19 protein-coding genes are annotated in these 26,230 nt (G+C 44.4%); 9 read left to right on the top strand and 10 right to left on the bottom strand.

Features of this window, described 5'->3' with window-relative positions; translation table 11 throughout:
• Positions 1-176: 176 nt before the first annotated feature.
• Complete coding sequence (sucC, locus tag ACKI5J_RS05560) at positions 177-1,376, bottom strand: ADP-forming succinate--CoA ligase subunit beta (protein ID WP_407427348.1); 1,200 nt, start codon at positions 1,374-1,376, stop codon at positions 177-179.
• A gap of 93 nt (positions 1,377-1,469) precedes the next feature.
• Here sucC and ACKI5J_RS05555 point away from each other — a divergent pair, with 93 nt between their 5' ends.
• From ACKI5J_RS05555 to ACKI5J_RS05540, 4 genes are read left to right on the top strand one after another with little or no spacing between them, the layout of a single operon-like run.
• Positions 1,470-2,126, top strand: a complete 657-nt coding sequence (locus ACKI5J_RS05555; protein WP_407427346.1) for an ABC transporter ATP-binding protein — start codon at positions 1,470-1,472, stop codon at positions 2,124-2,126.
• A 3-nt stretch (positions 2,127-2,129) separates the two neighbouring features.
• Positions 2,130-2,459 (top strand): hypothetical protein, encoded by a 330-nt coding sequence (locus ACKI5J_RS05550; RefSeq protein ID WP_407427344.1) that lies wholly within the window; start codon positions 2,130-2,132, stop codon positions 2,457-2,459.
• The gene (locus ACKI5J_RS05545) at positions 2,452-3,054 is read left to right on the top strand and encodes an HAD hydrolase-like protein (protein ID WP_407427342.1); all 603 of its coding nucleotides are present in this window, start codon (positions 2,452-2,454) and stop codon (positions 3,052-3,054) included. The genes ACKI5J_RS05550 and ACKI5J_RS05545 overlap by 8 nt, the downstream gene beginning before the upstream one ends.
• A 30-nt stretch (positions 3,055-3,084) precedes the next feature.
• Entirely contained in the window at positions 3,085-4,524 is a 1,440-nt protein-coding gene (locus ACKI5J_RS05540; protein WP_407427340.1) for a S41 family peptidase, read from the top strand.
• Here the strand turns inward: ACKI5J_RS05540 and smc are convergent.
• A complete protein-coding gene (gene smc, locus ACKI5J_RS05535; RefSeq protein ID WP_407427338.1) occupies positions 4,508-8,050 on the bottom strand; it encodes a chromosome segregation protein SMC in 3,543 nt (1,180 codons plus the stop codon). The genes ACKI5J_RS05540 and smc overlap by 17 nt on opposite strands.
• A 109-nt stretch (positions 8,051-8,159) precedes the next feature.
• Here smc and ACKI5J_RS05530 point away from each other — a divergent pair, with 109 nt between their 5' ends.
• Positions 8,160-8,609 (top strand): hypothetical protein, encoded by a 450-nt coding sequence (locus ACKI5J_RS05530; RefSeq protein ID WP_407427336.1) that lies wholly within the window; start codon positions 8,160-8,162, stop codon positions 8,607-8,609.
• Here ACKI5J_RS05530 and ACKI5J_RS05525 read toward each other — a convergent pair.
• The 7 genes from ACKI5J_RS05525 to lpdA all read right to left on the bottom strand — a co-directional run bounded on the left by ACKI5J_RS05525 (position 8,600) and on the right by lpdA (position 18,647).
• Positions 8,600-9,244, bottom strand: a complete 645-nt coding sequence (locus ACKI5J_RS05525; protein ID WP_407427334.1) for an ATP-binding cassette domain-containing protein — start codon at positions 9,242-9,244, stop codon at positions 8,600-8,602. The genes ACKI5J_RS05530 and ACKI5J_RS05525 overlap by 10 nt on opposite strands.
• 325 nt (positions 9,245-9,569) lie before the next feature.
• Positions 9,570-10,241, bottom strand: coding sequence for an N-acetylmuramoyl-L-alanine amidase (locus tag ACKI5J_RS05520; protein WP_407427332.1), 672 nt, complete (start codon positions 10,239-10,241; stop codon positions 9,570-9,572).
• 31 nt (positions 10,242-10,272) lie between these two features.
• The gene (locus tag ACKI5J_RS05515; RefSeq protein WP_407427330.1) at positions 10,273-11,829 is read right to left on the bottom strand and encodes a SusD/RagB family nutrient-binding outer membrane lipoprotein; all 1,557 of its coding nucleotides are present in this window, start codon (positions 11,827-11,829) and stop codon (positions 10,273-10,275) included.
• 11 nt (positions 11,830-11,840) lie between these two features.
• Positions 11,841-14,888, bottom strand: coding sequence for a SusC/RagA family TonB-linked outer membrane protein (locus ACKI5J_RS05510; RefSeq protein WP_407427328.1), 3,048 nt, complete (start codon positions 14,886-14,888; stop codon positions 11,841-11,843).
• Positions 14,889-15,338: 450 nt separating this feature from the next.
• Positions 15,339-16,199, bottom strand: coding sequence for an RNA polymerase sigma factor RpoD/SigA (locus ACKI5J_RS05505; protein ID WP_106292909.1), 861 nt, complete (start codon positions 16,197-16,199; stop codon positions 15,339-15,341).
• 138 nt (positions 16,200-16,337) lie between these two features.
• Positions 16,338-17,177, bottom strand: coding sequence for an MBL fold metallo-hydrolase (locus tag ACKI5J_RS05500; protein WP_407427325.1), 840 nt, complete (start codon positions 17,175-17,177; stop codon positions 16,338-16,340).
• An 81-nt stretch (positions 17,178-17,258) separates the two neighbouring features.
• Positions 17,259-18,647, bottom strand: a complete 1,389-nt coding sequence (gene lpdA / locus ACKI5J_RS05495; protein WP_407427323.1) for a dihydrolipoyl dehydrogenase — start codon at positions 18,645-18,647, stop codon at positions 17,259-17,261.
• Positions 18,648-18,973: 326 nt separating this feature from the next.
• On the opposite strand from lpdA, the gene ACKI5J_RS05490 reads away from it, so the two are divergent.
• The 3 genes from ACKI5J_RS05490 (at position 18,974) to ACKI5J_RS05480 (ending at position 23,769) form a co-directional block, all read left to right on the top strand.
• Complete coding sequence (locus ACKI5J_RS05490; protein WP_407427321.1) at positions 18,974-22,099, top strand: carboxypeptidase regulatory-like domain-containing protein; 3,126 nt, start codon at positions 18,974-18,976, stop codon at positions 22,097-22,099.
• A gap of 211 nt (positions 22,100-22,310) precedes the next feature.
• Positions 22,311-23,297 (top strand): hypothetical protein, encoded by a 987-nt coding sequence (locus ACKI5J_RS05485; RefSeq protein WP_407427319.1) that lies wholly within the window; start codon positions 22,311-22,313, stop codon positions 23,295-23,297.
• Between the two features lie 88 nt (positions 23,298-23,385).
• Complete coding sequence (locus ACKI5J_RS05480; RefSeq protein WP_407427317.1) at positions 23,386-23,769, top strand: hypothetical protein; 384 nt, start codon at positions 23,386-23,388, stop codon at positions 23,767-23,769.
• On the opposite strand, the gene ACKI5J_RS05475 is transcribed toward ACKI5J_RS05480, so the two are convergent.
• A complete protein-coding gene (locus tag ACKI5J_RS05475; RefSeq protein WP_407427315.1) occupies positions 23,766-24,887 on the bottom strand; it encodes an acyltransferase family protein in 1,122 nt (373 codons plus the stop codon). The genes ACKI5J_RS05480 and ACKI5J_RS05475 overlap by 4 nt on opposite strands.
• A 247-nt stretch (positions 24,888-25,134) precedes the next feature.
• Between ACKI5J_RS05475 and ACKI5J_RS05470 the strand changes: the two genes are divergently transcribed.
• Positions 25,135-26,109 carry a serine hydrolase gene (locus ACKI5J_RS05470; RefSeq protein WP_407427313.1) on the top strand — a complete coding sequence of 325 codons (975 nt, stop codon included), beginning with the start codon at positions 25,135-25,137 and terminating at the stop codon, positions 26,107-26,109.
• Positions 26,110-26,230 lie beyond the last annotated feature (121 nt).

Here is a 26,230-nt window from a genome sequence, read left to right as displayed (position 1 = left end):
CGTTTCTGAAACATCAGCACTTTTTTACGGGCCCAAAGGTTGAAGGGGTGTGCCAGGGAGGGGCGAAAGCGGGGGGAGGCCATGATAATGATGGTAATCTGTGGCCAGATGATATGACATAGAAAAAGGACGGCTCCTGTCGGATACCGTCCTTTCAAATTATGAGGCTGGAAGAATTAGGCTTCTTCAGCCAATACTTTGGTCACTAGGTCGGCAGCTTCCTTTAGAAGGATTGCTGAGAATACCTGAAGACCTGACTCGTCGATTAATTTTTTCGCTTCTTCAGCGTTTGTTCCCTGCAGACGAACGATGATGGGTACGCGGATATTTCCAAGTTCCTGATAAGCATCAATTACACCCTGAGCAACACGGTCACAACGAACGATACCACCGAAAATATTAATCAGGATAGCTTTCACATTAGGATCTTGAAGGATAATGTTGAATGCCGCTTTTACAGTCTGAGCGTTAGCCGTTCCGCCTACGTCAAGGAAGTTAGCCGGCTCACCACCTGCAAGTTTAATGATATCCATGGTTGCCATAGCAAGACCAGCACCGTTTACCATACAACCCACGTTTCCGTCAAGCTTTACGAAGTTTAGGTTTGATTTGCTCGCTTCGACTTCCATTGGATCTTCTTCAGACTCGTCGCGCAATTCAGCGTATTCTTTGTGACGGAACAAACCGTTATCGTCCAGGTTTACTTTAGCATCAACAGCAAGGATCTTGTTGTCAGATGTTTTAAGAACCGGGTTGATTTCGAACATTGCCGAGTCAGTTTCTTCATATGCCTTATAGAGAGCAGTGACGAACTTGGTCATTTCTTTCATAGCTGCACCGCTTAAACCCAGGTTGTATGCGATACGGCTTGCCTGAAATGGACGAAGACCTAACAGAGGATCGATTTCTTCTTTGAAAATGAGGTGAGGAGTGGTTTCAGCTACGTGCTCGATATCCATTCCGCCTTCAGTAGAATACATAATGATGTTACGTCCTTTTGCACGGTCAAGTAACACGCTGATGTAGAATTCTTTTGGTTCAGTCTCTCCCGGATAGTATACATCCTGAGCAACAAGCACCTTATTTACCTTTTTACCTTCAGGGCCAGTCTGAGGAGTTACAAGCTGCATACCGATGATCTGCTCTGCTCTTTCTTTCACCTCGCCGAGGTTCTTCGCCAGCTTTACACCACCGCCTTTACCACGGCCACCCGCATGAATCTGGGCTTTAATTACTACCCAGTCAGAGTTAAAATCTTCTTTCAGCTTCTTAGCCGCTTCAACTGCCTGCTCGGGGGTATCAGCAACGATACCTTCCTGAACTCTGACACCGAAGCTCTTCAGTATTGCTTTGCCTTGATATTCGTGAATATTCATTATTTTGAAGTTTGCGTGGCGTAAAGCTAATATTTTTTTTCTTTATAGAATACCGAAGACGGGAAGATTCATTCTTTTAAGTAATTTCGTGGGATGCTGCAAGCGACAGGGATTTACAAGAAATACGGCAAGCTGGAGATACTGAAAGGCGTTGATCTGAAGGTTGCCAAAGGTGAGATTGTGACCATTCTCGGTGCCTCGGGCGCGGGTAAGAGTACCCTGCTCCATATTGTGGGGACACTGGATAAATCAGATGCCGGACAGGTGGTGATCGACGGGATAAACGTTTCTGCACTTTCGGCGGCTAAGCTGAGTGCGTTTCGTAATCACCGTCTGGGCTTTATCTTTCAGTTTCATCATCTGCTGCCTGAGTTTACGGCACTCGAAAATGTCTGTATTCCGGCTTTTATCGCCAAAAAAGGCAAGAAGGAATCACAGGTTCGCGCGCTTGAGCTCCTGGATCTGCTTGGGTTGGGTAGTCGTGCGGAACACAAGCCTTCGGAACTTTCGGGTGGTGAGCAGCAGCGGGTGGCTGTCGCACGCGCGCTCATTAATAGCCCTGCTTTAATTCTCGCGGATGAACCATCGGGAAACCTGGATTCAGAAAATGCCCTGAGTTTGCATAGCCTGTTTAAGGACCTCAGGGACCAGTTTAATCAAACCTTCATTATTGTAACGCATAATGAAGAACTGGGCGAAATGTCAGACCGCAAGGTCTTCATGAAAGATGGATTAATATTAAGTGAATAAAGATTGAATATTCTGATTACAGGAGCAACAACATCAAAGGCCTATCAGCTGGAACGGTTACTGAACCGTCCGGATGAGATCATCCTGGCCGACTCCGCAGAGCTCCCTGCCTTTTTATTGAAGAGTAAACGGTTTCTGAAGATCCCCGATGAAAATGCTTCTTCATTTGTTCATGAACTTCTTGCCTTGTGTCTCGATCATGACGTGAGAGAAGTTTATCCTTTGAGACCGCAGGAAATAGCCGGGCTGGTTTCGGCACGACTGCTGTTTGAAGAGTACGGAATAAAAGTCATGACACCTGCGGATTATTCATTAGAGAAGAGCCATGATTAATTATTCAGATTTCGATCCCTCAAAGAAGGCGTTCATTTTCGAGCTGGATAATGTATTGTATCCGGAGAAGGATTATCTGCTACAGGTATATTATCTTTTTGCCAATTTCCTGGAATATATTGAGACGGTTCCTCCAGCCGGCGATCTTATCGCATTCATGCAGAAGACGTATGAGCATCAGGGGAAAGAGCAGATCTTTGATAAAGCTCAGGCAGTTTTTGGTATAGACGAAAAGTATCGTGAGAATTTTTTGCGTCTTCACCGGGAGGCAAAATTACCGCTGAAGTTGCTTCTCTACAAGGAGATGCTTGATTTGCTACAGCAGATTACTGTGGATCGAAAGCAGATCTTCCTGGTGACGGCAGGCAATCCGATTCAACAACTCAATAAAATCAGGCACATGGAATGGAATGGTTTGGAGAATTACCTGAAGGTTTTTTTTACGGACGAGCTAGAGCCGAAGCCGGCGCCGGGGGTGTTGCTTAATATTCTGAAAGATAATGATTTAGATGCCAGTGAGGTGGTGCTGATAGGAACTGCCGGGGATGATGAACTATTTGCAAAAAATGCTGCTATAGCGTTTGTTAGCGTGTAATATTTCCTTTACTTAGGGGAAATATTAGAGATGAAACGAACCTCTTTTTCTAGCCTTCTGCGCGCCTTTCTGATTCTTGGAGCCCTGGCGTTTTCTTTTAGTGCCTGTAAGAAAAGTGACGGTCCTGAACGGGAAGTAGGCCAGGAGGAAAGGGAGGGCCTTCTTAAGGATTCTGTTTATCTCTATACCAAGTTCGTTTATTTGTGGGAGGATGTTTTGCCGAATTCTTTCGATACCAGGAGATATGACACTCCGGAGGATGTTTTGGAAGCGCTTGCACAATATAAGAAAGACGCGGGCGGAAGACCTGTGGATCGCTATAGTTTTCTTGATCGTACCGGGGCGGTCTCTGAGGAAATTCAGGAAGGTCTGGCAGGCGACTTTGGGTTTGATATTCGCTATACTGCCGATAATGATCTGCGTGTTAAGCTGGTGCAACCTAATTCTCCGGCAAGTGAGGCAGGATTGCAACGGAGCTGGCGCATCCTCAGTATCAACGGCAATACGAATATCAGCCAGTCAGCTTTGCAACCGGCTAATTTCAAAATATTGTTTGATGCATTGGCGGGCAGTTCCATCGTCTTAAAGTTGCGAAAGCCGGATAATTCAGAGGTTACCGTGACACTTCCACGTAAGCAATATGCGCTTAACCCTATTCCGTTTTCAGAAGTTTACACCACGGGTAATGGCAAAAAGGTAGGTTATTTTGTTTTTAATAGCTTCATTTCAATTGAGAATAATCAAATACCTACTGCTACAAAAACGAAGATTGACGCAATAATGGCTCGTTTTCAAACTGCTGGTGTGACGGAGATGATTATGGACCTTCGTTATAATGGAGGAGGGTCAGTGCAGACGGCGGAATACCTCACTGACTTGCTGGCGCCGGTCACGGCTAACGGTAAGGTGATGTACACATACCATATGAACAAAAACCTGGCCGCCGACAAGAACTTTAAAGCAGCCTTCGCACCTGTTAACATCAGTAAGAAAGGAACGCTGAACCTGAATAATATCTATTTTATCACGACAGGAGGTACTGCTTCCGCAAGTGAGTTGCTGATCAATAATCTTAAACCCTATCTGCCTGTATGGATAGTCGGAGAGCAATATACGTATGGAAAGCCTGTTGGGTTCTTCCCAATCCCAATCTTTGACACGGAGCTATATGCTGTTTCGTTTGAGACGTTGAACAGCAGGGAAGAAGGTCGCTATTACTCAGGCATCGCAGCCAATAGAATGGAGCGTGATGACCTGCTTGAGCCGTTTGGGTCGACCACTGAAGATTGCCTTGCACAGGCGCTATATCATGCCGAACACGGGGCATTCAGCAGTCGAACGATGGCGGGCGTCTCATCAATAGAGCGGTCTGCTTCTGCAAGAGCCAGTGTTCTATTAAATACAGTTCTTGACCGTAAAGGCAATAAGGATATGTTCAAGTTCGACGTGCCGGTTAAGCGACTTCCCTAAGATCGACCGCAACTACTTTCGATACACCTTGTTCTACCATCGTCACTCCGTAGACGACATCGGTGCTGGCAATCGTTCTCTTATTGTGTGATACCACAATAAACTGTGATTCTGCCGAAAATTTGCGGATAATCTTATTGAACTTGTCAATGTTGGTGTCATCCAGCGGAGCGTCCACCTCATCGAAGATACAGAATGGAGCAGGTTTCAACAGGTACAGTGAGAACAATAGGGCGGTGGCTGTAAGTGTCTTTTCGCCTCCGGAGAGCTGATTGATAGATAGTGGACGTTTTCCTTTAGGCCGGGCAACAATGTCAATATCGGAGTCGAGAGGCGACTGAGGGTTTGACAATATCAAGTCACAGCTGTCTTCTTCGTTGAACAGAGATCGGAATACGCGAACGAAGTTTTCCCTTACCTGGGTGAATGCGTCCATGAACTTGTCGCGCGCAGTGTCGTCAATCTCCTTGATGGTAGCCATCAGTGAAGCTTTCGCTTCAGCAAGATCTTTCTTTTCTTTTTGGATAAAGGTGTACCGATCTGTCATCTCCTTAAAGGCCTCCATAGCCATGGAGTTGATGGCCCCAAAGTCGTCGAGTTGTTTTTTGAGCTTATGTGTTTTTTCTTTGAGGCTTTCTTCAGACTCGCCTTGGGGAACTTCCGAATCAAGCAGGTCCTCAATATCTACAGAGAATTCAACGGAAAGACGTTCCTTCAAGGAAGTGAGGTTCATTCGCAGATCATTCTTTTTAGCAGACAGCTCCGCAGCTATCAGTTCTGCATGTTCTTTATTTTTTCTCAGTGTACTGATGTTATTTTCAGTCTCAGTAATCAGGGAACGGGAAGAAAAGTACTCTTTTTCGGATTCGCTTACGCCTTTTTCGAACTCCTCCTTTTGCGCATACATTTTTGCCAGATCATCGTCTGACATGTCAGCATGCCCGAGGATTTCGGTTATTGCAGCTTTGCATTTACTCAGGTCGAGACTGTTGGCAGCCATGTTTTTTTCCAGAGATTCCTGCTGGTTCTCCCGGTGTTCAAGATCTTTTTGCAGTCCCGATACTTTGTTCTGCTGCTGATGGAACCGGATGTTATCCTGGTTATAATCGTTTGCTTTTTCGTTTACCAGCTCCGATAACTCCTGGTATTCCTGTTGTTTTTCCATCAGCTCCATGCCCATTTCATGACGTAGTTCTTTAAGCTTGGTTAAAGCCGGCTCCGAAATGGCCAGTTCGTTGTTGATGGATTGCATCTTCTGCTCGATATCCTGTTTGCGGTTCTGACTGTTTTGAATGAATGTCAGATATTGTTCCTTGCGGGTTTGCAAGGTGATGCGTTCATTGTTCAGGCGGTTGATATCTTGTTCAAGCAGTCTTACTTCCGTTCTTTTGGAGGAGGCTCTTAAGGATTCCAGGCGTTGGGTTTCCTTTTGAAGGGTGTCTTTAAGCGCTTCAATCTGCACATCCAGCAACTGTATATCTTTGCTAAGCTTGTCGAGGTTACGCGCCCGGCCTATACGCTTTCCGTCGAAGAGCCCGACGGAACCTCCGGACATGGTCAGGCGGCTCTTGCTGTATTTTCCGGTGCTGCTCAAGTAAACAACATTTTGGTCGGGCAGGGTTTCCGCCATTTCAGACTCGTCGTTAGATGTCACCAGGTAGACGTTACGCAGCAGCTGGTGACAAAGTCTGTAATATTTTGAGTCGGTTTCTATAATGCTCAGTGCCGGGATAACGTTGTCGGGTACCATGGAAACCTTGCCGGGTTCAGGAAGATTCTGGAGAGCCTCCATAATGAAGAAGTTCGCTCTTCCCTTTGATGCACTGCTCAGGAGTTGGATGGCATGAACCGCTTCTGCCTGTGATTCGACTACATAGTGATTCATGACCGGTTCCAGGTAGTTTTCGATAGCAACCCGATATTCTTCTTTACAGAAAAGTATATCGGATAACAAGGGCGCCTTTTTTGCCCATGTGGTGTTCTTTTTAAGGAAGCGAATGGATTCAGGGAATCCCTCGAGGCTATCAACAAGGGACTTTGTCAGGTTATATTCGTTGCGAAGTGCATCAAGCTTACGGCTGTGTAACGATTGCTGTTCGCGGGTATGAAGTATCGCTTCCTCTGAAAATTTTATCTGATCAGCCAGGGTTCTTTCGAACTCTTCTAATTCAGAAAATTCTTTGTTTTTTATTTCCAGTTGTTGATCGAGGGCAGCGATTGCGACGTTGAATTCATTGAGCTCGGCCTCCTTCGATTGCGTGTCCTCGAGGTGGCGCTTGCTTTCTTCATAAAGCGCGTCGCGCTGGATCTTCAGGATAGTAAGGTCTTTTTCGGTAGTGTAGACCTGATTCTGCACTTCGCTGTTTTGTTTGGCAAACTGGTCGAGCTTATGCTTTGCGGTTTGCTGTTGAAGGCGAAGTTCATCGACCTCCATTTTTCTGGAAGAGAGTGCGGATTCTAAAGTCTGCAGATTTTCCTGTTCCTGAAGATGTTCTTCCGAAAGGCGCTTGATGTTATATACGACGCTATCGAGTTGATTCTTATCTTTGAGGAGCTCGCTATTCAAACGATCTTCTTTATCCCGGAGGTGTCGCAGCTGTTCATTTTTTATCTTCTTTTCATTTTCGAAAGTGCGGATCTTTGAAATGAATTCATTGCTTGCTTTTTGCTGAGCGGAGAGGTTTTTCTCGCGGGTAAGATTTTCAGTTTTTAGCTCGTGTAAAGAACTTTCGAGGCTCTCAAGCTTCGCTATCAGTGCTGTTCTTTCCGCCAATTGCTCTTCTTCCTGGCTGGCGATGCGGCCGAGGGAATCACGGAATCCGGTTATGTGGAAAGACGCGAGTGAGATACTGAGGTTTTTGTATTGCTCCTTAAGCTTATAATAGCGGTCTGCTTTTTTTGCCTGGTTTTCCAGGGTCTTCATATTCTTCTCGATTTCATAGAGAAGGTCGTTGACACGGCTGAGGTCAGCTTCCGTATCGCGAAGTTTGTTGAAGGTCTGCTTTTTACGCAGCTTGTATTTGGATATGCCTGAAGCTTCTTCGAAAAGTCCCCTCCGGGAGCCTTCTTTGTTGGCGATGATCTCGTCGATCATGCGAAGTTCGATGATCGAGTAGGAATCGGATCCGATGCCGGTATCAAGAAAAAGATCGTTGATGTCTTTCAGGCGGCACTGGACATCGTTCAGACGGTATTCGCTGTCACCATTTCGGTATAGTTTACGTGTGATGGTAACATGGGCGAATTCTGTAGGCAGGATGTTTTTGGTATTGTCGAAGGTCAAAGAAACTTCCGCCAGCTGAGACGGCTTACGGGTCTTTGTTCCGTTAAAGATGATATTTTCCATCTTTTCCGAACGAAGCATTTTTGTGCTTTGTTCGCCGAGTACCCACCGAATGGCGTCTACAACATTGGATTTACCGCAGCCATTTGGTCCGGCTATCGCTGTAATTCCCTCATTAAAATTGATCGTTATCTTATCCCCAAAACTTTTGAAGCCTTTGACTTCCAGCCGCGTTAGTTGCATTTCCCCTTATGTTATCCCTCAATCCCCTTACAGGGCATTTTTTTGAGTAGCAAAGTAATGAAATTACTACGAATTATGAGAATCGGTATTTAAGCCTTAACTTTAAAGAATGGGAGAGTACTTACCGTTTTTGTTCGCCATAGCCTATGTTATATACGGGTTCTACAATAACCTGAAGAAGGCGCAGGAAGAAGCCAAAAAGAGAAATCCGGCGAAACCCTGGGATGCGGGTCAGACTCCTGAAAACGAGGAATGGCCCTGGGAAAAGGAAGTGGCACCACAACCTGTACGGCCATCGTACACAGAACCTGAGCCGATTTTGGTGAAAGAGGTCCCTCATCCGGATTATCACGAACCTAAATATGAGTCGGTTTATCAGCAGCCTGCCTATGCGGAGTACGTGAAACCGAAACCTGCCAGAAAGAAAAAGAGTGTTATTCCGACGAGTGTTACGATATCAGATCGAATCAATCAGCATGACGGAGCCGGGGATGCTTATGATTTCAATATGCGGGACGCTGTGATTAAGAAAGCGATATTAGACAGGCCTCAATATTGAGGAATGTATTGATACAATACGAGGTCTTCCTCTTCCCGGATGTTATAAGCAGCATGATTGTGCAACAGAACTATGCGATTGCTTATTTCGAGCAGAGGCTGATACATGTGGTCCGTCAGGATTATACCCTTTGTTTTTCCTAAGCAGCGAATGATATCCTGCAGGACTTCCACCTGGTAAGGCGCGATTTCAGAGAATGGTTCATCTAAAAGAAAATACTCTGCTGGCCGTGATAAAATCCATAAGCATTCGAGAAACCTGCGTTCTCCTCCTGAAATATTGGCTAGCTTCATCTTTTGCAGCTCTGCGTATTTCTGGCTGATTTCAGGGGTAACCAGGGTATGACTGCATTCAGACAATACATCTTTCACACGAAGAAAGCGTGGTATAAAGTTGTCCTGAGGAAGGTATGCTATTGTGCCTCCCAGGTACGAACGGGAAATGATCTTACCCTCTAGCGTTAAATGTTTAAATTGGGGCCTGAGTGTACCGAATATTACCTTCAGAAGACTTGACTTGCCACAGCCGTTGCGACCCAGCAAACCAACCACCTCGCCGCGGTTGCAGCAGATGTAGCAGCCTGATAAGATATCTTTGCTGCCGAATGCCAACGCAACACTATCAACTTCCAGCATATAACAGGGAATTTATGAACGTTATCAATAGCGAAAATGCAATAAAGTCAGCGAGACAAGAGCTTATGTAGAGTTTGGTAGTGCTGTAGCCGTTGTTTTGAAAGTAAGACCAGTATTTTCGGACGTCGAAAATACTGGTGAAATATAGTATGAGATAAAGGGATACCTTCACGGCAAAAGCACCTGGCATTGATGTGGATTCCACATAGACATACAGGGCTGCAATCCAACCAATAGCAAACCATACATAGTATAACCGGTAGAATTGAAGATAAATTTTCACCTAAGCAAATTAGGAAATTAATACCTGTTATACAACGGTTTATTAAGGTGCGCCTTTCAAATTCAGATCTTTTAGTCTTGTGCGAATTTTTCTCATGAACCCCTTTCCCGGATCTGTTTTTACTGTGAGATAGGAAGAGTCGGATTCCTTCCAAAGCTCATGCCCGATAAACTTCTGGTATTCGTAATGTCCGATCAGGTAGTCGATATTGTATTTCGTTTTCAGATATCTGACGAGATTTTCATTCGCTTTCAGCTGCGCCCGGGTCAGCGGATCTTTAGCGCTTCCCACATTTTCCACACCGATGGCACAGTGGTTTAGCCCAATCACATGTCTCGCGAATACAGTATCAGGAAGTAGTTGAAAGATCGTGCCGTCCCGGTCAATCAGGAACTGCGACGATACGTTCAAGGTACTGGCTGAGGAAATGCTTTTTCTGGCTTCTGGTAGCGTAGGGGAATAGAATGCATGGAATGTGCGTTCAATATCAGGGATCGCTGTCCAATGTAAAACAACCATTCTGGGCTGAATGGTTGCCCTGTCTTTTTTTATGCCGTGACGGCTTTCCAGGTATTCGATGGACAACTTTTCCCGCTCATCGTCAAATACTATCGGTTTGTGGAAAATACGAAAGGTTGAAGAAGAGCAGGAAGAGAATAATAGTGCTGACAGGATTAATGACTTAATACAGTTATCAGTTGTTTTTTTTAACATGCGGAGCCTCAATGGATTTAACTACTTAATTTTATTCTGGTTGATTCCACCAAAGCGGGGTGAGTAACCGATACCTTTCAGAATTGTCGCCGACAGCCTCGGGGTTACGATTTTGTTCGTTGGTTTCGTATACCATGGCCTGTATCCACTGGTTAGGGTTATTGACATCAAATACTACAGCATTAATGTTTGCAGGGCGCTGTAAGCCAGGTCCGTAAATTTGCTGGCTGTAGTCCATCCTTCTCATATCAACCCATGTTTCAGGATTTAAGCATTGCGTAATGTACTTCTGCCGCATGATATGGCTTAACCCCTGGGTTAAATCGCCGAAATGGGCGTTTACGCCGTTAGTCAGCTGTGCTTGCCAGTACAGATTAATATCGGTGGCGCTAACGCCCAGTTTTCTCATATTCGCTTTGACTCCCTCTTCATAGGCGACAAGTGCCCCTGTCTGATCTCCAGATCTCAGGCGTGCCTCCGCTTCAATAAGCTTCACTTCAGAGTAAGTAATAAAAGGGAATGGCGAGTCAATATTGGTGTAGTATCCGCTCTGACTGAATCTTCCGTAGTCATTTTCGGAAGTTTTCTCGCCGGTGCCGTTTTGGCCTCCCACCAGGCCTGCACCAGGCTTTAGTCCTCTATACTGCCCGTCAGAAGCGGCCGGTGTCATGATCTTGCTGATTCTGGGATCTTGAAACCTGGTGTTTGTGACCGGGAGGGTATTGAGCATGTCAACGAAAAACTGTGTCCAGGCGAAGTATCTCGGATCGCTGGCACTTGTGAATCCGCCCCAGCTTGCCCAGGGGTTTTGATCAGTAGTCATGCCTCCTCTGATGTAAGCAAACTCTGCGTCCATACCATCGCTGTTGAATGCATTTTGACAAGCTTCAATTATACGTGCGGAGTTATATAAGCTCGATTTTTTAGAGAGATGGTTCAGGTATCTCGCTTTGAGAGCCCAGGCAAAGCGCTTCCATTTTTCAACGTCTCCCTGGTACATGATATCACCTCCGTTAGCGTTGAGATTGGTTTTATTTGATGGATCATTAAACGCTGCTATGGCTTCATCGAGTATCTGATCAATTCGCTGGTAGACGGTCTGCTGATCCTGCATATTGGGGGTGAGATTGATCTGAGCTTTGCCTGAATAGTACTCATCCAGAACAATTGATCCGTACTGATCAGTAAGTAAACCGAAATTCATGGCCAGAAGTGTCTTTCCTGCTCCGACAAAATGGGGATTTCCTTCTTCTACACCCAGATTGATAAGGTCTACGCAATTAGGCATTGTGAAAACGTATGCATTTTGCCAGAGGAAATAGCTTGCGGTGAAACGCCATGTTTCGGCGTTGAGGTTGGTGCCGGTTTTTAATTTTGTGGCGCCATATTGCGTTACGCCTGCGATTTCACGTGCGCCCCTCCACATAGCCGCTCCGTTTGAAGTGGTGATAGCACCCGCAATACGGCTTGCTGCCGGAACTTTCGTGGGGTTATTAGGGTCAACGTTAACATCAAGATATTTATCACATGAGCTGACTAAAAGCGCAGCCGTTATTAAGAGTATGTTTCTTTTTATATGTTGTCTCATTGTTGCAGGTATTAGAAAGTCAATTTAAGCCCAAAATCAAATCCGCGGGTGGCGGGAACCCCAAGATTGTCGAACCCAAAGGAACCTGTGCCCCCCACTCCGGCTCCACTGCCGGATACTTCAGGATCGACACCTGAGTAGTCGGTAATCAGTACGAGATTTCGACCTGTTAGAGAAAGTTGCAGCGTTTTAAAAGGCGTCCTTGAAAGCAGCGCGGCCGGAAGATTGTAAGCGAAAGTTGCATACCGCAGGCGAGCCCAGCTTCCGTTTTCGACAAAGTCATATCCCTGGTTAGCATAGATAGTTTGATAGTAGTCCTGAGTAAGCGCTACGGACCTTGCATTCGGTTGTCCTGTTGACTCGACAATGCCTTCAAACACCATGCTTCCTCTGTCTAGCGTTTTATTGCTTAAACCAGAACGAACCAGCGCATTTTGAGTTCCATTATAGATGTCTCCACCAACTCTGAAATCCCATAGGAAGGATAAAGATGCGTTCTTATATCGGAAGGTATTGGTTATGCCCCCCAGCCAGTCCGGATTTCTGTCACCGATCAGTTGATACGTAGACTGGACCTGTGGATAGCCAGTATCGCCTATGAGCAATACACCCTCGTTATTCCGTTTCCATACTCTCCCGTTAATTCCATACATAGTGCCGTTCAGGAATGCGGCACCCTGGGCTGCGTTATTGTCGACCCAGGCGTCAGAAAGTTCAACACGGTCGATGTTACCTGGAAGATTGCTTACCTTGGATCTGTTCATGCTGTAATTTACGTCGATTGCCCATTTGAAATCTGTGCGTGTTATAGCCTGAAAGTTCAGTATCACCTCGGCTCCTTTGTTCTCGATACGACCGCCATTTAAATAGGCGAGGAAAGAAGCGGAGGAAGGAGGGGTTCGAATGCTTAATATCTGGTCATCGGAATTGGTTTTATAGTAGGTGACATCAAGCCCCAACCTGTTGTTTAAGAATTTGATATCTGCTCCCAGTTCTATGGAGTTGGTAAACTCAGGACGAAGATCAGGATTTCCATAGTTTTCATTCACGTTAGTGATGAAACCCCGTGGGTTAATGGTGGAAGCATTCGTCGTGGTACCAAGCGTTGTCGCCAGAACATGCGCAGGTGCGTCTTTACCGACCCTTGCCCAGGAAGCACGAAGCTTTGCGAATGAAACAAAGTTATTCTCAGCGGTGGAACCCAGTTCTTTCAGGAGGTCTGTAAGAATAATGGACGTACTTACAGAAGGATAGAAGAATGATCTGTCGCTAACAGGTAGAGTGGACGACCAGTCATTTCTCCCCCTGAAGTTCAGATATATTATTTCTTTCCAATCCAGATTCAAATCTCCAAAGAGGCCGATGATCCGTCTTCTTTCGATCCGGTTGCTAACCGTCCTCGTAGCAGTGGGCGTGTTATTCAGACTAGGGAAAGTAGGGTCGTAGAAGTCTATTCCCGTGGAGGTAGTCGTATTTCTTCTAAAATCTTCAATATTGTGACCGATTGTGAAGCTGGCGTTGAATTGGTCTGCAAAAGACTTTTTCACGGTGGCAAGTAAGGTGGATGTGGTTACCTGATTGGTGCTGATTGCTTTTGCGATAGCACCATTCTCTTCACCTGCGACAATCGTTCCGGCTCCGCGTACGCTCTGGAAGTCGTCTGTATAGTAGTCGGTTCCGAGCCGGTAAGTGATGTTCAGGAAATCGAACGGATCATAAACCATATTTCCGATGGCCAGAATTCGATTCACGTCACTGGTGATGGGTTTGTTTCGTATTGTCCAGTAAGGGTTATCGTTTCCAGTGGCACTTAAAACGCGTTGGTTGCCGTTTTCATCGAGATATTCTTTCATATTATCGCTCCGGGGCCAGAAAAGTGCACCCATGATGCCGTTTGCGCTGCCTTGAGAAAAGTAATCTCTGGAAGACTGAATATAATTTGCACTTGCACCTACTGTTAATTTCTTGCCGACTTTTGTGTCAGCGTTAAACCGTGCCGACTTCCTTACAAAATCTGTCTTGTCTACTATACCACCCTGATCAAATAAGGAGGCGGAGGCGTAAAAAGTGCTCCGATCCGTGTTTCCGCTTACGGAGATATCATGACTTTGAGTAAATCCTGTTTTGAAGAAATCACCGAGATTGTCGTATATGGGATCTGTCGCCGCATATTCAGGGCCCCATGAATTGGCTGCAGTAGTGCTGAATGCGCCCCTCTCTCCCTGCTTATACCGGGACTGGAGCTCGGGAAGCTTGTTCACATTATCTAATGAAAAAGCCGTGTTATAGGAAATCGTCGGAGATCCGCCGGACCCTTTCTTCGTGGTGATTACTATGGCACCCGAGGCGGCCCGTATTCCGTATAGGGCCGCCGCCGCAGGTCCTTTCAAGACGGTTACACTGGCGATGTCTTCAGGATTTATATCGACTGCCCTGTTGGACGCAGGGGCGACCCCCGCCGCCAGTCCACCTTGTGAAACAGGAGTAGTGTTGTCAATTGGGATGCCGTCTACAACGAAAAGAGGCTGATTATTCCCACTAAGGGACGTGCCTCCCCTTATGATTATGTTCGAAGATGCGCCGGGTGAGCCTCCTGAATTGGTAATTTGAACGCCTGCGGCTTTCCCCTGGAGTGCATTTACTAAATTCGGCTGCTGTGATTCTCCAATTTCTCTGGCTCCCACGTTTTGAGTAGAAAACCCGAGGCTCTTAGTCTGCTGCTCACGTCCAAAAGCTGTTACAGCCACCTCTTTCAATGTTGTAGCGTCAGATTGAAGACGTACATCTATTGTGCTTTGTGATCCAACTCTTACCTCTTGGGTTACCATTCCGACGAAGCTGAACACCAGAACCTGGCCCGGGTTTACTCTGATGGAGTATCTTCCATCATTTCCAGTGCCTGTTGCTTGCGTTGTTCCCTTGATTTTGACAGAAACGCCTGGCAAAGCAATGCCGTCCTCTGATGAGACGACCCTACCAGTCACAGTTATCTGTTGAGCCATAACTTGTGACAAGCAGATGCTCATCCCAAGTGTTAATAGAAGTAACAGTTTTCTCATATCGTTGTATTTTGTTCTTATAGAAGCGTTAATTGACGCAATTTAGTGATTCGTAATTGGATTTTGTTAGTGTTTGTACGTATTTTGATAAAATAATTGCATGAATGTGCAGGTTTATTGCTCTTATTATTAAAAAAGACTGCTATTTTATGCGATTCTTAGCTTTTTTGTCTTGTTTTTTGTTGGAAATGGTAGTTTTATGGCTGTTTATTTATAAGATGATGGTAGTTGTTGTTGGTTGGATTCTAAATTGCGTCAAAATGACGATTGGTAAAACAGTTTGTTTAGCCATACTGCTTTTTTAGGTTCCTCAGGTTGTAATTGGTTTCTAGTATTAAGTTATAAAAAAGTTTTGATATTAAAAAGACTGCCCTTCATGGGCGACCTTGAAAGTTTATTAAGCTTTCGAGGTCGCCCATGAAGGGCAGTCTTTCCAATAATATGACGATCTTATCCTAAATAGGACTTCAGAATTTTACTTCTTGATGTATGCCTTAGCCGCTGCAATGCCTTGTCCTTAATCTGACGAACGCGCTCGCGGGTGAGATTAAACTGTTCTCCAATTTCTTCAAGCGATAGGGGTTGATTATTTGTTATTCCGAAAAATAAGGAGACTATCTCCCTTTCCCGGTCTGTGAGCGTTTGAAGAGAACGTTTTATTTCTTCTGCCAGTGACTCGTTGATCAAAATACTATCAGTGTTCGGATCTGAATTTTCCAGCACATCAAGAAGCGTATTTTCCTCTCCTTGAACGAAAGGAGCATCCATCGATACGTGTCTGCCTGAGTTGCTAAGCGTATCTGAGATCTTATCTACTGTTGTCTCAAGGGTGTCTGCAAGTTCTTCAGGAGATGGTTCCCGTTCATACTCTTGCTCTAGTTTGGAAAATGCCTTACTGATTTTGCTTAATGAGCCGACCTGATTAAGCGGAAGTCTGACAATACGCGATTGCTCAGCAATGGCTTGCAGTATTGATTGGCGGATCCACCATACTGCGTAGGAAATAAATTTGAAGCCTTTGGTTTCGTCGAATCGTTTTGCTGCCTTTATAAGGCCCAGGTTGCCTTCGTTGATCAGGTCTCCAAGAGTAAGCCCCTGGTTTTGATACTGCTTTGCTACTGATACCACAAAGCGTAGATTTGTTTTGGTTAATCGCTCCAACGCGGCTCTATCGCCTTCCCGGATTTTTTGAGCAAGAATAACTTCTTCCTCTGCTGTGATAAGATCTACTTTGCCAATCTCGTGAAGGTACTTATCGAGTGACTGTGACTCACGGTTGGTTATGGATTGAGAAATTTTAAGTTGCCTCATTTATAGTACGCTACCCCTTTCTGATCGTTAATTCCAATTAGTGCAATAACAACATTTAAGATAAAAAAGTTGTTAAATATTCATAATAAAAATATTAATTCAAAATCAAATAACAACATCAAAATGCCCGATTTAAGGTCAAAGCGCCGATATAGGAAAGGTTTCTTTAACTCCGATACCTTTTTCGGTCATTCGTAAAGTACAGCATTCGATGTCGGCGTCATGTCCGAAGAACAGAACGTATTCATTCTCAAAGGCTTCAGATAAAAACGTCGCTTTCTCGGTCATTGTTTGTAATGGATTGACATCATATGCGGGCACATAGGGAACTGGAATGTGCGCTGCTGTCGGAATTAGATCGGCGACAAAGACGACGGTTTTGTGCTTGTATGGCAAGGTCGGGATCATCATCGATTGAGTATGGCCAGAGCTTATACGGGTCGAAATGCTCTTTGGGAGCTGGCTCGGGTTATCCATATCCAGGAAATGCAAGACGCTATGCTCCTCTAAAGGGAGAAGGTTCTCCTTCAGAAAGGATGACTTTTCACGGGCATTGGGGTTCATTGCCCAGTCCCATTGCGCTTGGTTGGTCCAGTATTTAGCATTTGGAAATGCTGGAACATACTTACCCTCAATAATTTTTACGGCACCGCCAGCATGATCAAGGTGAAGATGGGTAAGGTAGACATCGGTGACATCATTTCTTGAGAATCCTTGAGCGGCTAATGATTTATCAGTAGAATCATCGCCGTGCAGGTAATAGTGGCGCATCAGCTTTTGATCCTGTTTGTCTCCGATTCCCGTATCTATAAGGATCAATCGCCCTTCATCCTCAATAAGAAGAGACCGCATTGCCAATCTGATGAGGTTATTCTCATCCGCGGGCGCGATCTTGCTCCATATGGTTTTCGGAACGACGCCGAACATGGCACCGCCGTCCAGTCTGAAATATCCGTTAATAATTGAATATAAGTTCATGATTTAGATTAGGTTAAATTTTGGTCGAAAAAAAAGACCCGCTTGCAGGCAGGTCTTTGTAATAGGTTAAACAGAGTGCGATTACAAGTGGATCACTTCTCCGTAAGCGTCAGCCGCAGCTTCCATGATCGCTTCGCTCATGGTAGGGTGTGGATGTACCGTTTTTACGATGTCCATACCAGTGGTTTCCAGCTTGCGGGCAACCACCACTTCGGCGATCATTTCGGTTACGTTGGCACCGATCAGGTGAGCACCCAGGAATTCTCCATATTTCGCGTCAAAGATCACTTTAACGAAACCGTCTTTAGTTCCGGCTGCGCTTGCTTTACCCGAAGCAGAGAATGGGAATTTACCCACTTTAACTTCATATCCTGCTTCCTTTGCTGCCTTCTCCGTGTATCCTACGGAAGCCACTTCAGGAGAACAGTAGGTACATCCGGGGATGTTGTTGTAATTCAGAGGCTCGGGATGGTGCCCTGCGATCTTCTCAACGCAAATAATACCTTCAGCAGATGCTACGTGAGCGAGGGCCTGGCCTTTAACGATATCGCCGATAGCGTAAACACCTTCTATGTTTGTTTTGTAGAAGTCGTCAACCAGCACGCGGCCTTTCTCTGTTTTTACACCAGTTTCTTCAAGACCTATGTTTTCGATATTAGGAGTGATACCTACAGCGGAAAGGACGATATCCGCTTCAAGTGTTTCAGTTCCTTTTGCCGTTTTAACCTGTGCTTTACAACCAGCTCCGGAAGTATCAACAGATTCTACGTTGGCGCTTGTCAGGATGTTGATACCCGCTTTCTTCAAGCTGCGCTCCAGTTGCTTTGAAATTTCTTCGTCTTCTACAGGGACGATTCTGTCCATGAATTCCACAACAGTCACCTTGGTTCCCATTGCATTATAGAAGTAAGCGAACTCAATGCCGATTGCACCGGAGCCTACAACGATAAGGCTTTTAGGCTGCTCAGGCAGGTTCATTGCCTGGCGGTATCCGATGATCTTCTTTCCGTCCTGTTTCAGGTTCGGAAGTTCACGAGAGCGTGCGCCTGTTGCCAGGATCGTATGTTTAGCGGTATATTCTTTTGCTGAACCATCAGCGGCCTTCACTTCAACTTTGCCACCTTTTTTAATTTTGGCAGTTCCCATGATCACATCGATCTTATTTTTCTTCATCAGGAACTGGATTCCTTTGCTCATGCCGTCTGCAACACCTCTGCTGCGCTTAACTACAGCACCAAAGTCAGCTTCACCACCCTGAACCTTGATTCCGTAATCAGAAGCGTGATTAATGTATTCAAATACCTGCGCACTTTTCAGAAGGGCCTTTGTTGGAATACATCCCCAGTTAAGGCATATGCCGCCTAAAGATTCGCGCTCAATAATGGCTGTTTTAAGGCCAAGTTGTGAAGCTCTGATTGCAGCTACATAACCGCCGGGTCCGCTTCCGATAACTATCAAGTCGTAATTCATGAATTTCTTATATAAAAATGTAAAACGGTCAAATCTACAAATTGTATGTGGTTTTTAGAAACGAATAAAAAGGCCCTTTTTAAGCCTTTAGCCACAGTGTTGAGCGCTGTTTGAGAACTTCGCGGTGCACTGTGTGAAATTAAGCTAAAAACCTACAAGATTAATAGATTTGATAATAAACAAATCTATTTTATAAAAAAAATTCATCAAATGGTTCAAAATAATGAAACTCTTAACATTAAATTCATGTACAAAGCGGTAATAATCTGAAAAACGTAATTATCTTTGCGCCAATAATTCACAGAATTAAGAATTAATTAAAATTTATGAAGAAGTTTTTACTTTTTACACTTGTTGGACTACTTGGATTTGCCTCAGTGAAGGCTCAGGTGACGACGAGTAGCTTAACGGGAACGGTAAGAGATGCAAATGGAGAGGCTCTTATCGGTGCTACTGTTAAAGCGATTCATGGACCGACTGGAACGCAATACGGAGCTTCCACTAACTCCGAAGGGCGGGTTAGCATTTCCAATATGAGAATTGGAGGCCCTTACACCATAAGGATTAGTTTCCTTGGTCTTAACTCGGAATCGTTATCTAATGCTTACCTTAAATTAGGTGAGCCTTTTAGTTTCGACGTTGTATTAAAAGGTACAGGAAGTGAGCTTCAGGAAGTTGTGGTAACCGGCAAGGTTGATCCGCTATTAAATAGCAGACGCACCGGAGCATCAACTACGATCAGCAAAGATCAACTCGAATCTCTTCCTTCGGTTGGAAGATCGTTAAGTGATTTCACTCGTCTAACTCCACAGTCAAGTGGTAGTGGTTATGGTTTTGGTGGTGCTAGTTATAAGTACACGAATATTACTGTTGATGGAGCTACAAATACGAACTTATTTGGACTTAGTGGCCCGGCTCCAGGTGCCAAAGCTGGTGCGCAGCCTATTTCTCTGGATGCAATACAAGAAGTTCAGGTGGTGTTAGCACCTTATGATGTTGTTTATGGTAACTTCACAGGAGCAGGCGTAAATGCAGTTACCCGTTCTGGTACCAATCAAGTTGAAGGGTCTGCATATTTCTTCGTAAGAAACCAGGATCTTGAAGGAAAAAATCCCGTTACGAACAAAAGATACGATAATTTCCACCAGTACCAATATGGTGTTCGCGTAGGAGGACCACTTATCGAGAATAAATTGTTTTATTTCATCAATGGTGAGCAAACACGGCAGGATAATCCTTCAACATATAATGTTGGTGATGCAGGAGCCGCGATCAGCAAAACTTCAGCAGACGAGATCGCAAGAATTGCAAGAGGCTACGGATATGAAGTAGGTTCATATGATGGTGCTAATCCTCAAAGTACAAATAGCGACAAGTTGTTTGCAAGAGTAGATTGGAACATCAATGATAAGCATCAGTTGATGGTTCGTCATAATTACATCAGCGGATATACAGACAAACTAACCAGAAGTGCTTCTGAATTTAACTTTTCAAACAACGGTCAATCGCAGAAAAGTACTCAGAACATTACTGCGATCGAACTGAGAAGTGCTTTTTCGTCAGGTTGGTCGAATAACCTGATCCTGGGACATACATCTATAAAGGATAAGGCGCAAACCAAAGGCGTATTGTTTCCAATGGTCACTATTAATAATATCGACGGTATTTCGGGTAACAAAGCGGTTATTGGTTCTCAGAATAATAACGTCGCTAACGAACTGGATCAGACCATATTCGAGATTACGAACAACGTGAAGTTCCTTTCAGGTAATCACAACTTTACTTTTGGTACGCATAACGAGTTCTATAAGTTCAGAAACTTATTTATGAGCAACCTGTATGGAAACTGGACTTTTAATAATATAGAGGACTTTGAGGCCGGAAAGGCGTTGACTATGTCTTCCAATTATTCATTGCTTCCAGGCGGTGAACTGCCTCAGGCAAAATTTGGTGCGGGACAGCTTGCTTTTTATGCACAGGACGAATATACTTTCTCAGACAGGTTAAAAGTAACCGGCGGGCTTCGTGTTGATATTCCGTTGATTTTTGATACACCAAGTGCGAATGCGGATGTTGAGGCGGCTTTCCCAGGTCAGCGTACCGACAGAAAACCAAAGTCTTCTCTGATGTTCTCTCCCAGAGTTGGATTTAATTATGCTGCGAATGCAGAGCGTTCATTGCAATTTCGAGGAGGCTTAGGAATATTCACAGGAAGGGTTCCTTTTGTTTGGGTAGGAAACCAGTTTACAAATGCCGGAACAACTCAGGGAAGTATTTCTGCATCTCAACCAGATGCTTTTATAGCTGATCCAAACAATCAGTCTGCGGTGACCATCAATGGCCAGCCCCAGGCAGGTAAAGTAGCTTCACGCGCAGCAATTAACCTTATTGACAAAAACTTCAAGTTTTCACAGGTGCTTCGTGTGAATCTTGCTTCTGACTTTAAGTTGCCGGGCGATATCACTGCAACTTTAGAAGGTATCTATTCAAAAACATTGAATAATATTTTGTTTCAGGATCTGAATATTGAGCAAAACGGAACCCTTAATCCAGACCTGACAGGTGGTGCGGATAAGCGTCCGATCTACAAATCTCAAGTAAACAGCAAGTTCACTAATGTGATGTATCTGACAAATACCGACAAAGGGTATACTTACTCGTTAACGGCTCAGGCTCAGAAATCCTTTGCGATGGGTCTGAATGCGAACTTTGGGTATACATACGGACAGGCGAGAGACGTTACAAGCGGTACCGGTGATGTCGCATTCTCTACATGGAGATTTAACCAAATTTCAGGCGATCCGAACCGTCCTGGACTAGCGATTTCAAGTTATGAGATCCGTCACCGTTTGGTAGGGGGACTAAACTACCGTTTGAATTACGGCAAAGATGATGCCTTTGGAACTACATTCTCATTATTTTACTCAGGTTTCTCCGGCACACCGTTTACATATCTTTATAACAATGACCTTAACGGTGATGCAAACGGATCAGCAGGTAATGACTTGATCTTTGTTCCAGCTAATGCAAGCCAGATCAAGTTTAGCGGAGACGCTACAGCTCAAGCTGCGCAATGGGAAGCTCTTCAGGCCTTCATTGATGGCGATAGCTACCTAAGAACTAGAAAAGGTCAATATGCTGAGCGTAATGGCGCAAGAACTCCCTGGAGTCATAATTTCGATTTGAGAATTCTACAGGATGTTGGCGCAGCTTTCGGTTCAACCAAGAACAGATTGCAGATCTCTGCGGATATTTCCAATGTTGGGAATTTGTTGAAGAAGTCATGGGGACGTCAATACTACGTATCGAACCAAGCATATTCGTTGATTTCATACAGTGCAGCAAACGGAAACTATTCGTTTAAAGCACCTACTACTGGTAAAGCTTACCAAGTAGATGCAATATCTTCTACATGGCAAATGCAGCTAGGTATTAGATATTTATTCAACTAGCGTATTACTGAAAGAATCGAAGGCTCCCTCATTAGGGAGCCTTTTTTTGTTGCGCTGGGATCGAGCAGCATGATTGTATCGTTTTTGCCTCGACCATCGTATGTGTTTATGGTGGACAGCGTGAACTACTAATCAATCAAAAGATTAGAAGACAAGAGTCAGAACCGACTAACCTTGATTATTGCACACTATTTAGTATCAATTACGCCTTATGAATTATCCTAAAACCTACACGACCTTTAAATCCACTCTTGGAAAAGCTTTTGCCTTGTTGACGCTTATCGCGCTTTTAGCCGGCTGTGAAAAAGATGGTTCTCAACGAAGTAACGACCCGCTCGCTAGTGGGTACTCTATTCTCGTCAATAACGGGAATGTTCTCGTCAGTGGTTTTAAATCTAACAATGGCGCGTTCAGTACTAAATATTGGATAAATGGTCAAAGTGCCGAGCAATCCGGATATAATGCGCTTGTGAAAAATCAAACCATTTACAGGCAAGCTGTGGACGAGCAGTTTAGAAACGCTTATACGTATAAAGGCCGTGATGGGGTTATTCAGAACTATAGTTTCGACCAGGGTAGCGGTGCAGAAGGTGGCCGAATATTCTATTATAAGAATAATTCGATGGTGCGTATGGGGAATGATAGTATTGGAACTTTAACATCAGTTAGTTTCCATGATGATAAACCTACGTTTGCCGGTTCTTTGGGGAAAATGTCACCTGGTGTGTCGGGTGGTTTGTCCTATGTTCCTCAAACAGCTTTTATATGGGATGGTCATTCTCCTTTGATTGAATTGACGCTTCCGGAGCAAAGTACGCTTTTTTGGGGAGTTAGCACGGTTTTTTCAAACGGATTTAATGAGGTTTATGTTGGAGGGCTTTGCGGTGTCCCTATGTACTGGCAAAATACCGAACCCGTTGTGCTGGATGCACGTTTTGGCGAAGTTTGGCAAATTACAAAGTCAGGTTCAGATATTTATGCGGCTGGATTGATTAATAAATATAATTCCAACAGTACGGGGCATACGGCATGTTATTGGAAAAACGGAGTTCTTCATGAGCTGGAAGACAATGCCCAGGCTTTTGGGATTTTTATAGATGGAGAAGATATTTACGTATCCGGAGCGGTGGGGGGTGTCCCTGCAAAGTACAGGCCGTGTTATTGGAAAAATGGAACAAGAGTCGACCTGCCGATGTAATACGAGCATGATGCCGTCGATCGATTCGAGTAATATTGGCTAGCAAGTTAGTACAAACAATTTCTTGAAGGCGGTTGTACTATGTTGGATGTCTTTATCAACTCAAATCGTCTGGCTTTTCATCCTCGCAATACCTATAGCGTGTGTTGCCTGGACTTTTACCCATGAGGAAGTATTCCGCGAGCCTCGTGAATACTGCGTGCAATGCAGTCAGAAAGGAAGAACTTTATTTCAGAGAAAGTTCTTCTATCTGTTTACCTGCGAGTATTGCTTCAGTCACTATATCACTATCTTCTTTTTGATATTGACGGACTTCAAGTTGTTAATGGATGACTGGAGAGGATATATTATTGCAGGTTTCGCATTGGTTTGGGTGGCCAATCAGTATATGAGTTTGTACGGATATTTGCGTATTGATCTTAAAAAAGAAAAGCTCCTCACCAAGAAGGAGGAGCAGGAATTGGATCGCTAAACTTTGATGATAATATTCTTTTTATACATAGGCCATAATAGTAATAAAAAGAACAGCACAAATGTGATTGCCCAGGCCAGGGATGCAATATCCGCGGATAACCAGGATGTGAAAAATGAGTTGTATAGCCATGTATGCAAATTCACTTCTTCCCCGTTTGTGTTGACTTTTATCATTCCCATTGTTTTTGCAATCATTGCTGACAGGAAAAAAACCGTAATGGCATTTACTCCGTAAGCTACAAAGATCTTACACCACTTCTTGTGGCCCTGCACGTCAATTATCCAGTAGAATAGAGCTAGTATCATTGAAGCAAGGCCACCACAATAAAGAACATAGGAGCTTGTCCACAAAGCTTTGTTGATAGGGAAGAACAGTCCCCAGGCCATTCCAAGAATCCAGGCGACAAGCCCCAGGCTAAAGAGCCAGGCAGTTTTTTCGGCAGCCAACTTTTCCTTACTTTTTAAAATGCCGCCCATCAATATCCCGAAAAGTCCTGTGGCTACAGCCGGTAGCGTACTTAAGACGCCTTCAGGATCCCAGGTTTTGGAGGATTTCCAGGTATGATTCTCCGTAAGGATTAGTCTATCCGTCCATGCTGCCAGATTTGTTTCTTTGTCCAGATTTGGAGCGCCGAACCCAGGCACCGGCACAAAGGTCATAAGGATCCAATAAAGTATCAGAATACTGGTCATGATAATAAGCTGGGTTTTGGGCTTGGTTTTTATGAAAATGGCAGCACATATAAAGTAAACTATTCCTATACGTTGTAACACACCCATGATCCTTACATTCTCAAAATCAAACTTGGGAAATAATGCCAGGAATAAACCAAGCAAAAATAAAATGCAGCCTCTCTTCGCCGCCTTGCCGAGAAGCTGGCTATGGCTTCCCAAGTCTGCTTTCTTGCTCTGAAGAGCAAAGACAATTGCTACGCCAACTATGAAAAGGAAAAACGGAAATACGAGGTCGGTAGGAGTGCAGCCATGCCATTCGGCATGTTTTAGGGGAGGATAGATCTTAGCCCAGCTTCCGGGATTATTAACAAGAATCATCGCTGCCACTGTAAGGCCGCGAAAAGCATCCAACGACAGAAGTCGGTTATTAGAATGAGCCATTTGTTGTGTATTAAGGTTAACGTAAATATATGCGTTATGATGCGTTTTTGAAAAATAGTACGCATTTATTTGCAAATGCCAGTCCTTCCGTCTATCTTCATTATAACTATTGATTATCACTGTCGTCTGTTGAAAAGCTTTTCATAACGGGGATACGATATTTCCGATGAAACCAATATTCAATAAAGTATTCTAATACTTTAAAGGTAAATTCGGCTACGCAGAATTTTTGATAGAGCGCTTAACGATGAAGAGGTACACATTTACATTTATTTTATTCCTTATTAGTGCAAAGATAGGCCTGTGCCAGGAAGCAACCGGAGAGTCATCCGTGAACGTCAATGAACTGATGCGAAATGTTTTTAAGCGAAAGACCATCTCATCCAAACAATTGAAAAACAGAATTCATTCTGAATTCGCAGCGTATCCGGAAGCTGCATTTGCTGTCGCTTATCGGGACATAGAAACGGGCGACAAGTTTACTATTAATGAGCACGAGAGTTTTCATGCAGCAAGTACGATGAAAACCCCTGTACTAGTTGAAGCTTTTAAGCAGGCTGCTGACGACAAAATTTCGCTCGACGACTCAATACTTGTTCAAAACTCGTTTAAGAGCATCGTAGATGGTAGTATGTTCGCTGTTGATTCGGCAGATGACAGCGAAAAAGACCTTTACAATTTGATCGGGTTCAGAGTTTCAGTGCGTGATATTCTGTTTCGGATGATCACCCGCAGTAGTAATCTGGCTACAAATATGATCATGGAGAAGCTCGGCGCGGAGAATGTGAGTCAGACAATGCACCATCTTGGCGCAAAGGATATTCGCGTTTTACGCGGGGTGGAAGACATCAAAGCCTTTGAACAAGGATTAAACAACACGGCTACCGCTAATGACCTGGCGGTTATTTTCGAAAAGATTGCCATGAACCAAATGGTAAGTGCAGAAGCGTCTGAGGAGATGATTGAGATATTGATGAGTCAACATCATAAAAATATCATTGGAGGCAAGTTGCCTCCTGATGTGAAGGTGGCGAGTAAAAGCGGATCTATCACGTCGGTTTGTCATGATTCGGGAATTGTCTTTTTGCCGGACGGCAGGAAATATGTAGTAGTACTGTTGACACGGGGAATCGAGGATCACAAGGCAGCATCACAGCTCCTTTCGAATGTATCGAAACACATCTACGAGTTTAATAAGAGTAAACATAAATCTCCCAAATAGAAAATGCGGACAGCTCTTATTCTGAAAGCAGATTTAACTCATCCAAAATGGGATTATAGATATGGAATGATAGGATGATCATGTCGGAATTAAAAAGAACCATTACGCAACTTCCTGCCAT

It is taken from the genome of Arcticibacter sp. (assembly GCF_045629565.1).
GTDB lineage: Bacteria > Bacteroidota > Bacteroidia > Sphingobacteriales > Sphingobacteriaceae > Arcticibacter.
Note: the sequence above shows the minus strand (reverse complement) of the source record. Positions and strands in the feature narration are given on the sequence as shown.